13 protein-coding genes, 1 tRNA gene and 1 pseudogene are annotated in these 11,417 nt (G+C 58.1%); 8 read left to right on the forward strand and 7 right to left on the reverse strand.

Annotated elements, in window-relative coordinates:
• Positions 1-150: 150 nt before the first annotated feature.
• Together ABWQ00_RS15030 and ABWQ00_RS15035 are read right to left on the reverse strand one after the other, a co-directional pair.
• Positions 151-798: a hypothetical protein gene (locus ABWQ00_RS15030; RefSeq protein WP_353239471.1), complete on the reverse strand. Its 648-nt coding sequence runs from the start codon at positions 796-798 to the stop codon at positions 151-153.
• 92 nt (positions 799-890) lie between these two features.
• Complete coding sequence (locus ABWQ00_RS15035; RefSeq protein WP_353239472.1) at positions 891-1,304, reverse strand: hypothetical protein; 414 nt, start codon at positions 1,302-1,304, stop codon at positions 891-893.
• Positions 1,305-1,483: 179 nt separating this feature from the next.
• On the opposite strand from ABWQ00_RS15035, the pseudogene ABWQ00_RS16360 reads away from it, so the two are divergent.
• The 3 genes and pseudogenes from ABWQ00_RS16360 to ABWQ00_RS16370 form a co-directional block, all read left to right on the forward strand.
• A pseudogene (locus ABWQ00_RS16360) lies at positions 1,484-1,963 on the forward strand (recombinase family protein); the annotation flags it as partial.
• Between the two features lie 395 nt (positions 1,964-2,358).
• Entirely contained in the window at positions 2,359-3,135 is a 777-nt protein-coding gene (locus ABWQ00_RS16365) for an MIT C-terminal domain-containing protein (RefSeq protein ID WP_502908158.1), read from the forward strand.
• Positions 3,136-3,187: 52 nt separating this feature from the next.
• Positions 3,188-3,532, forward strand: coding sequence for a DUF8743 domain-containing protein (locus ABWQ00_RS16370; protein ID WP_502908159.1), 345 nt, complete (start codon positions 3,188-3,190; stop codon positions 3,530-3,532).
• 242 nt (positions 3,533-3,774) lie between these two features.
• On the opposite strand, the gene ABWQ00_RS15050 is transcribed toward ABWQ00_RS16370, so the two are convergent.
• From ABWQ00_RS15050 to ABWQ00_RS15065, 4 genes are all read right to left on the reverse strand, one after another.
• Positions 3,775-3,864, reverse strand: a tRNA-Ser gene (locus ABWQ00_RS15050).
• 34 nt (positions 3,865-3,898) lie between these two features.
• Entirely contained in the window at positions 3,899-5,206 is a 1,308-nt protein-coding gene (gene serS, locus ABWQ00_RS15055) for a serine--tRNA ligase (RefSeq protein WP_353239475.1), read from the reverse strand.
• Between the two features lie 22 nt (positions 5,207-5,228).
• Positions 5,229-6,176, reverse strand: a complete 948-nt coding sequence (gene ispH / locus ABWQ00_RS15060; protein ID WP_353239476.1) for a 4-hydroxy-3-methylbut-2-enyl diphosphate reductase — start codon at positions 6,174-6,176, stop codon at positions 5,229-5,231.
• Positions 6,176-6,619, reverse strand: a complete 444-nt coding sequence (locus ABWQ00_RS15065) for an FKBP-type peptidyl-prolyl cis-trans isomerase (protein ID WP_353239477.1) — start codon at positions 6,617-6,619, stop codon at positions 6,176-6,178. The genes ispH and ABWQ00_RS15065 overlap by 1 nt, the downstream gene beginning before the upstream one ends.
• A 130-nt stretch (positions 6,620-6,749) precedes the next feature.
• On the opposite strand from ABWQ00_RS15065, the gene radC reads away from it, so the two are divergent.
• From radC to purT, 3 genes are read left to right on the forward strand one after another with little or no spacing between them, the layout of a single operon-like run.
• Positions 6,750-7,421: a RadC family protein gene (gene radC / locus ABWQ00_RS15070; protein ID WP_353239478.1), complete on the forward strand. Its 672-nt coding sequence runs from the start codon at positions 6,750-6,752 to the stop codon at positions 7,419-7,421.
• A gap of 41 nt (positions 7,422-7,462) precedes the next feature.
• Entirely contained in the window at positions 7,463-8,461 is a 999-nt protein-coding gene (locus ABWQ00_RS15075; protein ID WP_353239479.1) for an adenosine kinase, read from the forward strand.
• Positions 8,462-8,463: 2 nt separating this feature from the next.
• Positions 8,464-9,603: a formate-dependent phosphoribosylglycinamide formyltransferase gene (gene purT / locus ABWQ00_RS15080; RefSeq protein WP_353239480.1), complete on the forward strand. Its 1,140-nt coding sequence runs from the start codon at positions 8,464-8,466 to the stop codon at positions 9,601-9,603.
• 145 nt (positions 9,604-9,748) lie between these two features.
• Here purT and ABWQ00_RS15085 read toward each other — a convergent pair whose 3' ends face one another.
• Complete coding sequence (locus ABWQ00_RS15085; RefSeq protein WP_353239481.1) at positions 9,749-9,850, reverse strand: sugar phosphate nucleotidyltransferase; 102 nt, start codon at positions 9,848-9,850, stop codon at positions 9,749-9,751.
• Between the two features lie 74 nt (positions 9,851-9,924).
• On the opposite strand from ABWQ00_RS15085, the gene ABWQ00_RS15090 reads away from it, so the two are divergent.
• Both ABWQ00_RS15090 and ABWQ00_RS15095 read left to right on the forward strand, forming a co-directional pair.
• Entirely contained in the window at positions 9,925-10,467 is a 543-nt protein-coding gene (locus tag ABWQ00_RS15090; RefSeq protein ID WP_353239482.1) for a hypothetical protein, read from the forward strand.
• Positions 10,455-11,201, forward strand: a complete 747-nt coding sequence (locus ABWQ00_RS15095) for an HTTM domain-containing protein (protein WP_353239483.1) — start codon at positions 10,455-10,457, stop codon at positions 11,199-11,201. The genes ABWQ00_RS15090 and ABWQ00_RS15095 overlap by 13 nt, the downstream gene beginning before the upstream one ends.
• Positions 11,202-11,417: the final 216 nt, after the last annotated feature.

Here is an 11,417-nt window from a genome sequence, read left to right on the forward strand (position 1 = left end):
AAATTTGGATGCAAATTCCCATCAAAGTGGCTCAGTTTTCAAAGCCAAACAACAGCCTTATAAACCTTCAAGTCCAAGTTTACAGATGTTCAAGCAACTCCGCAGAGAATAACGACTCCAATCACACAGCCAGGCCTCCCATGTGCAAGGTCATGGGCGAGAATCACCTCGACTCATCTCATCAAACTGGTCGAAAAACCTGGCCGGTGAATGACCTGATATGTCGCGAATGAGCGCCCGGATTTCAAAACTCCAAGCCACACCCAGCATTGGGTTTGCCAAAGTGACGCGCTCGATCTGTCTGTCTGTCCCCAACCAAGCCAGGGCGCAATACACGAGCAGTTGCTGAATATCCGGGAGCCTGAAGAGGGTGCGCGACATTTTCACTTCGATCAATTCAGTGCCGCTGATGAGATCAGGATGGCAGTGATCCACGATGCCTGTGCCGGGCAATCTCGGCTGTATCTCTAACTTTCCTTGAAGACTTGTCGTCCAAGCGAGCAATCGGCTTGCCAAGCATTTGGCGAACTGGATGTGATCTGGCGTCATCCATCCCTCGAGGCTGCGTCCCGTTCCGCGCAGCAACAAAATCCTGTCGGTGGCCCTTTGAACGGCGAGCAAAACTTGATCCTGCGAAATCAATTCAACGGCAATTTGGGCTTCGGCTGCGCAGGCAAAAATACCAAACGCTGATTCTGCGATCAGATCACTGTCGCGTGACGGGAGGGCGGAAAAAACAGGTGAGGCCCATGCCAGAACCTGCCCAGGAGGAGTGCCTTGATGGGCAGACATGCGCATGATCAGATTCTGATTTAAGCCTGGCGTCCAACGGGCCCACCAAGACCGATGCCCGCGAATAAGTTGGCGTTCAGATGCCATGCATTCAACGTTCAAGGTACGAGCTGACGTGCCGCGGCCATTTCGCGTCTCACCAGCGCGCAGTTGCAGGTCTTTTCTAATCCCGACATGGCTTGAGCAAACGATGGCGGCTTCTCGCCAGGCAACCTTGAACACTGACCCGTGCTTGTCCAATAACGCCACAGCGAGCCATCTTTGCAAGCGAAAGTGTGGACCGATCCATCGGCTGAGCTGACGCGCAGATGGATGGGGGCCGGCAAGCCGGTGGGTGCCACCACCTCGGGGTCAGACAGCTGCTGCTGCCTGTCACACACCTGCCCTGCCGGGTCTACTTTCAACACCTCGCCGCTCCAATACACCACCTGGATGCAGCCCTCTGCATCGAAGTCCAGTGATCGGGTGCGACCGGCTGGAAGCACTGCCGAATACAACAGGGGGTAGGGCATGCCCAAGCGCCTGGCTTAGCAAGTCCGCAGGCAATGACTTGTTGAAACGCTGCAGGTACTCCGTGAGGAGCTGCCTTTGCCCTTTTGGATCAAGTGGCTCCACAACCAAAGCATCCCATGCGCCTTTTGTCTCTAACGCCTCTTTAACTTCGCCCTCTAGGCAGGACACCACGATTTGAATGCGCTCGGGTAAAGCCTTTAACACCACCACCTCCATGGGCCGGCTGACGTTGAACATCCTGCTGTCCTTTGCCCAGTTCGAACGAGAGCTGGCTGGCGAGCGAGTGCGCGACAAGATTGCTGCCTCACGCCAGCGCGGTATCTGGATGGGTGGAATGCCACCCCTGGGCTATGACGTTTCAGACCGCAAGCTGATACCCAACCCGGAAGAGGCGAAGGTCGTGCGGGAGATGTTCACGAGGTTCGCTGCGATGCCCTCGATGGCCACGCTTGTGAGAGACATGCGCGCCAGGGGCGTCACATCCAAGTCTTGGACCACCGGCAAGGGGATTGAACGCCAAGGCAAGTTGATCACCAAGGGCTATGTCTACAAGGTGTTCAAGAACCCTGTCTATATCGGTATGGCCGCCTACAAGGGGCAGCAGTACCCGGGCGAACACAGCGCCATCATTGATCAAGAGGTCTGGGACGTGGTGCAGGATCTGCTCAAAGCCGGCGACAAGCACGTCAAGGGCGGCTGTGGGATGCGCGAAACCAAGACGCCGTCCATGTTGCGCGGGTTGATTTTTTCCTCAGAGGGCCGGGCCTTCACGCCTGGCTGGACCAGCAAGGGTCCAAAGCAGTACCGCTACTACATCAACACCGACGCCATCAAGCTCGGCAAAGAGGCCTGCGAAGTCCGACGTGTGCCGGCCGGCGAAATCGAAGGGGTTGTGGTCGAGCAACTGCGGGGCGTGTTGAGAGCGCCGGAAATCCTTGCAGCGGCAGTCCGTGAAGTCACCTTGTCTCGACCAGACATCAGCGAAGCCGATGCAATCCAGACGCTGCAGTCGATTGACCAGGTCTGGGACAACTTGTTTCCGGCTGAGCAGGCATGCATCGCCAAAGCGCTGATCGAACGGATCACGGTGAACAAAGACGGGATCAGCATCAAGTGGAAGTCCACGGGCATGGTGGTGAAGAAGTCGTGGTGTTCTGCCCGGAGTCCAAAGACGCCATTGCCACCCAAGAGCCGGCGCGCCGGAGGCTTCGACAGACAGAAGACCAGTCGACTGCGGCGACGCCTGCTTCGGAGCCTGCTCCGGCAGCGCAAGAGCCACAAGCCGAGCGCACCGCTCCCCAAGCTGCCGCACCGGTTAACCCCGTCGCAGCACCACCCCCCTCAGAAGGCCCCAAAGAGCAGCACTTCACCATCCTCTACGGAGACACCGGCTACAGCTACGAATCCATCATGGGGCCGTACCTGCAGGGCGCGAAGGCCGTGGTCATCGAAGATCCTTACATCCGGCTGCAGCACCAGATCCAGAACTTTGTTCGGTTCTGCGAGACGGTGCTGAAAGCTGGCACCGTGAAAAAGATCTCCTTGATCACGGGGCACGACGACAAGACCCCGCTGGCTGAGATGGCAGAGAAGCTGGAAGAGCTCAAGCAGAGCCTGCTGGAGCTTGACGTCGAGTTGGAGGTCAAGCTCAACCCCAACATCCACGACCGCGAAATCCGTCTCGACAACGGCTGGATCATCAAGATCGGCAGAGGATTGGATTTCTATCAGAAGCCATCTGGCTGGTTTGAGGTTGGCGCGCATGACCTGAATCTGCGCAAATGCCTTGAAACTAAAGTGGATATATTCAGAGGAGTCTCATCTGACTGAGAAGGTTATGCATTCAAAAAACATATCTTCCCCAAGCATTGAGATACCAGACATGCTTATAGTGGGAGCGACCGAAGACAGTTTCCTTAAACACTTCGTCGAGGAAAGAAGCTGGTATCCAGTTCGAATCAACTTCCGTCGAATTGATTCGCTTAAGTGGATTGCCGTATACGTGAGCCGTCCCGTTAGCGCCATCACACATGTATCAAGAATAGTTCGAATTAGTCCTTACTTGGATACAGCCAGATACCAAGTGGATTTTGACGACCCAGAAGAGTTGGCCTGTCCCGTAAGACTTGATCCGGATTCCACTTCAGGCTTCCAAGGACAGAGGTACTCATGGATACAAAGGATTCGCTCTGCCAAATTCATATCGGATTTGAAGCCATGGGGTTAACAAGGGGACAATTAAATTGAGGCCGCTAATCGGTACGGCGCCGAACCCCCGACTTTTCGCCTTCCCCCTCCTGCCGTATCGCGGTCAAAAAGTCAGGAGGTTCTGAGACAAACCGAGGTTTGAGACGGATTTCTGGGGTGGGTGCCCATGGGGTCAGTCAGGAGCCCATAGCAAAAAGCCCCGCGTGGTGCGGGGCTCTGAGCGCCTGACAACCCGACTGAGCGAGTTGGCAGGACTTGTTCTGGCGGAGAGGGAGGGATTCGAACCCTCGGTAGTGTTGCCACTACGCCTGATTTCGAGTCAGGTACATTCGACCACTCTGCCACCTCTCCGGGTTCGGTTTCGTTTGTCGAAGCCTATATTCTATCAGGCCGACAACCTCTCTAAGCCGCCCAAGTAGGGCCTCAGCACCTCAGGCACAGTGACGGTGCCGTCAGCATTTTGGTAGTTCTCCAGCACGGCCACCAGCGCTCGGCCCACGGCCAAGCCGGAACCATTCAGCGTGTGCACCAACTCGTTTTTGCCTTGCGCATTTTTGAAACGGGCCTGCAAACGGCGGGCCTGGAAGGCCTCGCAATTGGACACCGAGCTGATCTCGCGGTAAGTGTTTTGCGCGGGCACCCAGACCTCCAGGTCATAGGTCTTGCTCGCGCCAAAGCCCATGTCGCCGGTGCACAAACTCATCATCCGGTAAGGCAAGCCCAGCTTTTGCAAAATGGCCTCAGCGTGGCCCGTCATGGCTTCGAGCGCTTCGTAACTCTGTTCGGGGTGCACGATCTGCACCATCTCCACTTTATCAAACTGGTGCTGGCGAATCAGGCCACGCACATCGCGCCCGCCGCTGCCTGCTTCAGAGCGAAAGCACGGGGTGTGCGCCGTCAGCTTGATCGGTAAATCGCTCTCGGCCAACACCTCGTCACGCACGACGTTGGTGAGTGTCACTTCTGAGGTGGGGATCAGGTACAGCGCCTGGCTTTCTTCGCCCTCTTGGCCGCCCTTGTTGGCGGCAAACAAATCGGCCTCGAACTTGGGCAACTGGCCTGTGCCGCGCAGCGTGTCAGCGTTCACAATGTAGGGCGTGTAGCACTCGGTGTAGCCGTGCTCGCTGGTCTGCACATCGAGCATGAATTGGGCCAGTGCCCGGTGCAAACGAGCCACCGGGCCGCGCATGAAGGTGAAGCGCGAGCCGGTCAGCTTCGTGCCGGTCTCAAAGTCTAGGCCCAGTGGGCCACCAATGTCCACATGGTCCTTGAGCTCGAAGTCAAAACTGCGCACGCTGCCCCAGCGGCGCACCTCGATGTTGCCTTCTTCACCCTCGCCCACCGGCACGCTCTCATGCGGCAAATTGGGAACGGCCAAGAGCAGGTTTTGGAGTTCGGCCTGAATCACCTCCAGCCGCTGCGCCGAAGCATCCAACTCGTCCTTGATCGCACCCACTTGCGCCATCACGGCATCGGCCTCGGCATGCTGGCCCTTTCCCTTGAGCATGCCGATTTGTTTGGAGAGGCTGTTGCGTTGGCTTTGCAGCTCTTCGGTACGGGTTTGCAGCGTTTTGCGCTCGCCCTCCAAAGCACGAAATGCGTCCACATTCAGGAAGGGCTGGGGATTTTTACGGGTCTGCAAACGCGCGACAACGGCGTCCAGATCTTTGCGAAGTAAAACAATATCAAGCATGTAAGGATTGTAGTGAGCCGGGTTATGGGTTCTCTGCGGCATCCAGTTTCAAACCCTTGGGCAGCGGGAACTTGATGGTTTCCTGAATGCCCTCGAGCGTGCGCACCGACACCGCGCCCAAGGTGCGCAATCGAGAAATCACCTCTTGCACCAGCACATCGGGGGCCGAAGCACCTGCGGTCAGACCTACTTTTTGCGCACCGTCAAACCATGCCTCTTGCAGATCGGCGGCAGAGTCCACCATGTAGGCAGGCGTGCCCAAGCGGTCGGCCAACTCGCGCAGGCGGTTGCTGTTGGAGCTGGTGGGACTGCCCACCACGATCACCACATCCACCAGCGGGCTCATCAGCTTGACGGCATCTTGCCGGTTCTGGGTGGCATAGCAAATGTCTTGCTGCTTGGGCTCGCGCACCTGAGGAAAGCGCGCCCTGACAGCAGCCACAATCTCGGCGGCATCGTCCACGCTGAGCGTGGTTTGCGTGACCACGGCCAGCAAATCGGTCTGGGTGGGTTGCACCTTGGCCACATCTTCCACCTCTTCAACCAGGTGGATGCCGCTGTCCAGTTGGCCCATGGTGCCTTCCACCTCGGGGTGGCCTTTGTGGCCAATCATGATGAACTCGTAGCCTTCCTTGTGCAGCTTGGCCAGCTCCACATGGACCTTGCTCACCAGTGGGCAAGTGGCGTCAAAAATCCGGAAACCACGTCGCTCTGCCTCATCCTGGATCGCCCGACTCACACCATGGGCGCTGAAGATCAAGGTGGCCCCCGGCGGCACATCGGACAGCTCCTCAATGAAGATCGCACCCTTTTTTTTCAGATCATCCACCACATAGGTGTTGTGCACGATCTCGTGGCGCACATAAATTGGGCGGCCGAACTTGTTGAGGGCGTGCTCGACGATGTCGATCGCACGGTCCACCCCGGCGCAAAAACCGCGTGGCTCGGCCAAAAGAACTTCAGACGTCATCACAGCACTCCAATCAGTTCAACTTCAAAGGTCACAGGCTGACCAGCCAGCGGGTGGTTGAAGTCAAACAACACCGCGCCCTCCTCGTTCACTTGCAACACGGTACCGGCATAAGAACCCAGACCATCCGGCGTGGGAAATTGAACCACATCGCCTGTCGCGTATTTTTCGGTCGGATCGCCCAATTCGCTCAGCAGCTTGCGGGCCACCCATTGCTGCATGTCGGCAATGCGGTCGCCGAAAGCCTCGCCCGCCGGGATCTCCATCACCACCCGAGTGCCCTCGGCCAAGCCCAGCAAACGCCGCTCCAAGGCTGGCGACAAGGTGCCTGAACCCAGCGACATGGTGGCGGGCTTTTCATTGAACGTGTTGATGATGTCCCCCTGTGGCCCTGCCAAGCGGTAGTGAAGCGTCAAGAAAGAGGCGGGTTCGACAATGGACATAAGGGTTTTCTGGAATGCCGCTCATGCGGCCAAACGGGCATAAAGAAGCCACTATTGTAAAAAGCCCGGCCAAGCTGCCCCAGCCAAGGGGAAATGCAGGACCGAAGGCCGCTCCAGGGAGGGGCAAAGCATGAGCATCAAAGACTTGCCAGCTGACGCGCGGCCACGCGAAAAGCTGCTCGCCCGTGGCCCTCAAGCGCTCAGCGACGTGGAGCTTTTGGCCATCTTGCTGCGCACCGGCATGGCGGGAAAAAACGTCTTCCAGCTGTCTGAAGAGTTGCTGAGACCAGACGGCATCGCGGGCCTGCTCAATGCATCGGTGCAATCGCTCAAGATGGTCAAAGGCCTGGGACCGGCCAAACAGGCTGAGCTGCTGGCCGTGTTCGAGATGGCCCGCCGGGCGCTGAGCCAGCGCCTCAAAGAGCGCGAGGCCTTTCACACGCCTGGCGCCGTCAAAGAATACTTGCAGCTGCAGCTGGCCCACAAAAACCACGAGGTGTTTGCCGTGCTGTTTCTGGACCACCAAAACCGCATGCTGGCCATGGAAGAGCTTTTTCGGGGCACGCTCAGCCAAACCAGCGTTTACCCGCGCGAAGTGGTGCTGCGCGCCCTGCACCACCAGGCTGCCGCCGTGGTGCTCTCACACAACCACCCCAGCGGCTCGGTGCAGCCCAGCCGGGCCGACGAGCACCTGACCCAGACCCTGAAGGCCTCTTTGGCCCTGGTGGATGTGCGCGTGCTCGACCACATCATTGTGGGCCAAGGGCTGGCCTTGTCCATGGCGGAGCAGGGCCTGATGTGAGTGACCGCTAAACTCGGTGTTTTTCATTTTTGAATACCCTCATGTCCCACTACCACCTCTACGCCATCGGCAACGCCTTGGTCGATACCGAATACGAAGTTTCCGATGCACTGCTGAGCGCCATGGGCGTGAGCAAGCGGCACATGACCCTGATCGATACGCCCCAACGCGCAGAACTGCTCACCCATGTGCAAGGCCTGCACGCCCGCCGAACCGGTGGTGGCTCGGCCGGCAACACGGTGGTGGCGCTGGCCCAATTGGGCGGCAAGGCTTTTTACTCATGCCGTGTGGCCGACGACGAGCTGGGTGCCTACTACACACAAGACCTGCAAACCAACGGCGTGGCGACCAACCTGACCCACACGCGCCCCACCGAAGGCCAAACCGGCAGTTGCATGGTGCTGGTCACGCCCGACGCTGAGCGCAGCATGTGCACATTTTTAGGTGCGACATCCCAGCTGGACGCCACGGCCTTGCATCCGCAAGACATCGCCAAGTCCAAAATTTATTACATGGAAGGCTACTTGGCCGCTTCGCCCACGGGTCTCGAGGCCGCAGTGAAAGGCCGCCAAATTGCGATCGAGCACAAAGTGCAAACCGCGCTGACCCTCAGCGATGTGAGCATGATCAACTTCTGCCGCGCAGGCTTGGAAGCCATGATCGGCGACGGTCTGGACTATTTGTTTGCCAACGAAGAAGAAGCGCAAACCTGGTGCGGCACCTCCGATCTGGACGCCATCATCGGCCAGCTGTCGGCTTTGGCTAAAACCGTCTGCCTGACGCGTGGCCCCAAAGGCTGCATCGTCGTGCAAGGCCAACAGCGCATCGAAGTGCCCGCCGTGCCGACCCAAGCCGTGGACACCAACGGCGCCGGTGACATGTTTGCCGGCGCCTTTTTGTACGGCATCACCCACGGCCAAAGCCCGGCGCAAGCGGCAGCATTGGCCAACCGTGCCGCCGCTGCGGTGGTCAGCCAGCACGGTAACCGTCTGACCGCGGCGCAAATGCGGCAAATTCACACCGACTTCCAGAAGGCCTGAGCATGAAAAAAATCCTGCTTCTGGGTTCTGGTGAACTCGGCAAAGAATTCGTCATCAGCGCCAAACGCCTAGGCTGCCACGTGATCGCCTGCGACAGCTACGCGGGCGCCCCCGCCATGCAAGTGGCCGACGAGTTTTGTGTGTTCAGCATGCTCGACGAAGCCGCTTTGCGCGCGGCCATCGCCAAATACCAACCCGAGCTGATCGTGCCCGAGATCGAAGCCATCCGCACCGAGGTGCTGCTGGACGTGGAAAAGCAGGGCTTTGAAGTCATCCCCAGCGCCCGCGCCGCCAACCTGACCATGAACCGCGACCGCATCCGAGATGTGGCCGTGGGCCTGGGTGTGCGCACCGCCAAATTTGCCTACGCCGATTCGGCCGCCGAACTGCTGGCCAAAGCCACCGAGATCGGCTTTCCGGTCGTCATCAAGCCGGTCATGAGTTCATCGGGCAAAGGCCAGAGCGTGGCCAAGACGGCCGCGGACGTGCAAGCCAGCTGGGACTATGCCTGCGCGGGCATGCGCGGCGACCGCCAGAAAGTCATCGTCGAAGAGTTCATCCACTTCGAGTTTGAAATCACCCTGCTCACGGTGCGCCAGCGCAATGGGCAAACCCTGTTTTGCCCACCCATTGGCCATGTGCAAGAGCGCGGTGACTACCAATACAGCTGGCAGCCCCAAGGCATGACACCCGAGCAAATCCAAGCCGCGCAAGACATGGCCGAAAAAGTCACCACCGATTTAGGCGGTGCGGGCCTGTTTGGGGTGGAGTTTTTTGTAACCCCAGACGAAGTGATCTTCAGCGAACTGAGTCCCCGCCCGCATGACACCGGTATGGTGACATTGATCAGTCAGAACCTGAGTGAGTTTGACCTGCATGCCCGCGCCATTTTGGGTCTGCCGATTCCGCGCATCGATTGTGTGGAAGGTGCCAGCGCTGTGGTGTTGGCCGACAAAGAAGGCAGCCAACCGACGTTCACGGGCGTTGACGCGGCTTTGTCTGAACCGGGCGTCGACGTGCGCATTTTCGGCAAGCCCACCACGCGGCCTTATCGACGCATGGCCGTAGCGCTGGCGCAAGGTGTCGATGCACTGCAACGGGCACGGGATGCAGCAGCCAAGATCAAAGTGCTGGGCCACTGAGCGCTGAAAGCAGCGCTCGGCTGAGAGGCCACCTGTCTGCAAGTCTTGTGCGCTCGCAGCCTCAGGCAAACTTTTCAGCGCCCGCCAAGAAATGCCCCTCTGCGTCTTTGGCCGCCAGCCAAGATCGTCCCATCGCAAGCTGCGCTCATTGTGTCCGCTGCGATGTCGCACACCTGCTGCTCACGGGATAAAGGCGGACGCCGGAGCCGCCAGCGAGGATGATGCCTTTGCTTATGACATGTCCCATTTCAAGTCGAGCCGCGTAGAGGCAGGACCTGAACCCGGCGAAAAGAGGCGGCGTTCCGATCGATAATTCACGCCATGGATCTCTTTGTCATCATGGCCGCTGCCTACTTTGCCTTACTGGGTTTGGCCATGGTGTTCCGAAAGAAAACCCGAACCTTGTCAGGACCTTGGTGGTTTTTATTTCGGGCGTTTTTTCCAAACTGGCAGTTTTTTCATGGCCTGGGACCCGCACCGCGTTTGTGGGTCAGGACACAGGGCCCAGATGGGCAATGGTCGGACTGGCGAATGCACTACCCGCGCAAAGCACGACACCCTTTGCAGTGGCTACACAACCCCGAAGTCAATTTGGCCCTGTCGCACCAAAACCTGGTTGAACACCTGAGCTCAGACATCTACGATTTGCCAGAAAACGGAGACATCCGCAGTCATGCCAGCTACCGGCTCGTCACCCGTTTGGCCAGACAAGCGGCGATGACAAATTGGGCAGCCTCATCCCCCCTGGCAACCGAAAGCTCAGCTGAGCTTCGGTCCTTTCAGTTTGAAGTCCGCTTGCTGTTTTTACCTGACCATCAAGCGTCTTTGCTGCTCCAGTCTCCGGTGTTGCCATGGACAACATGAACTTGGACTTGGCCACCGCCATCCGGACTTTTGAGGTCTTGCTGGGCTGGAGCCTTTTGCTGCAGACTTTGGAGTACCTGAAGCTCGTCCGCATGGACAGGGTAGGCGACTGGGGGATTCAACGCCAAGAGATTCCCAACCTCCCCATGCGCTGGCTCTTGGACCGCTTGTTTGAAGTCCCCATTTACAAGGGCTTGCTGTGGATGCGTTGTCTGTTCTCTCTGGTCTTGATGGCAGGCCATGCCGAACTGGGGGTTTCACTCACACTTTTCGTCTTGGCAGTTTTGCTCTTGCTGCGTTGGCGTGGCGCATTCAACGGCGGCAGTGATTTCATGAGCTTGGTCGGATTGACCGGCTTGCTCTTGGCGCACGGATTGAGCACCTTCACCGAGCCCGCTGAGGCCTGGCGCATCGCCTTCTGGTACGTGACTTTGCAAAGCTTGGGCTCTTACTTTGTGTCTGGCTGGATCAAATTCATGCGGCCAGAATGGCGTTCAGGACAGGCTTTGACAGTCTTTCTGGACCAAGCTGTGCATGGTCCTTTGCCTGAAAAAAGTATTTTTCGATCACCGAGGGTGGCGCGCATTTGTAGTTGGAGTTTCATACTTTGGGAAGGTCTGTTTCCCATGGCACTGTGGAGCTTTCATGTCGCAGCCGTTTTTTGCGCCGTGGCCGCTGTGTTCCATTTTTTAGTTTACTGGTTTTTTGGATTGAATCGATTTTTCTGGGCTTGACTCAGCACCTTTCCAGCCATCCTCTATTGCGCATCGCGTTGAACTTACGCCTATGTGATAGAAAACCGCCCAACACCCTGCCACAATTCATCCCATGAACATGCCTCATTCGTCCCCACAGTCCGCAGGCGCATTTGCCCCCCTGCAAAACGACACTTTTTTGCGCGCCTGCCTGCGCCAGGCCACCGACCACACCCCCGTCTGGCTCATGCGCCA

The sequence above is a fragment of the Limnohabitans sp. genome, assembly GCF_040400975.1.
In the GTDB taxonomy this organism is placed as follows: domain Bacteria; phylum Pseudomonadota; class Gammaproteobacteria; order Burkholderiales; family Burkholderiaceae_C; genus Limnohabitans_A.

Bases quoted from the DNA above. Each gene is read 5' to 3' on its own strand.
- ABWQ00_RS15030 (WP_353239471.1), bottom strand. From the start codon at position 798: ATGCGCATGTCTGCCCATCAAGGCACTCCTCCTGGGCAGGTTCTGGCA.
- ABWQ00_RS15035 (WP_353239472.1), bottom strand. From the start codon at position 1,304: ATGCCCTACCCCCTGTTGTATTCGGCAGTGCTTCCAGCCGGTCGCACC.
- ABWQ00_RS16365 (WP_502908158.1), top strand. From the start codon at position 2,359: ATGCATCGCCAAAGCGCTGATCGAACGGATCACGGTGAACAAAGACGG.
- ABWQ00_RS16370 (WP_502908159.1), top strand. From the start codon at position 3,188: ATGCTTATAGTGGGAGCGACCGAAGACAGTTTCCTTAAACACTTCGTC.
- serS (WP_353239475.1), bottom strand. From the start codon at position 5,206: ATGCTTGATATTGTTTTACTTCGCAAAGATCTGGACGCCGTTGTCGCG.
- ispH (WP_353239476.1), bottom strand. From the start codon at position 6,176: ATGACGTCTGAAGTTCTTTTGGCCGAGCCACGCGGTTTTTGCGCCGGG.
- ABWQ00_RS15065 (WP_353239477.1), bottom strand. From the start codon at position 6,619: ATGTCCATTGTCGAACCCGCCTCTTTCTTGACGCTTCACTACCGCTTG.
- radC (WP_353239478.1), top strand. From the start codon at position 6,750: ATGAGCATCAAAGACTTGCCAGCTGACGCGCGGCCACGCGAAAAGCTG.
- ABWQ00_RS15075 (WP_353239479.1), top strand. From the start codon at position 7,463: ATGTCCCACTACCACCTCTACGCCATCGGCAACGCCTTGGTCGATACC.
- purT (WP_353239480.1), top strand. From the start codon at position 8,464: ATGAAAAAAATCCTGCTTCTGGGTTCTGGTGAACTCGGCAAAGAATTC.
- ABWQ00_RS15085 (WP_353239481.1), bottom strand. From the start codon at position 9,850: ATGGGACATGTCATAAGCAAAGGCATCATCCTCGCTGGCGGCTCCGGC.
- ABWQ00_RS15090 (WP_353239482.1), top strand. From the start codon at position 9,925: ATGGATCTCTTTGTCATCATGGCCGCTGCCTACTTTGCCTTACTGGGT.
- ABWQ00_RS15095 (WP_353239483.1), top strand. From the start codon at position 10,455: ATGGACAACATGAACTTGGACTTGGCCACCGCCATCCGGACTTTTGAG.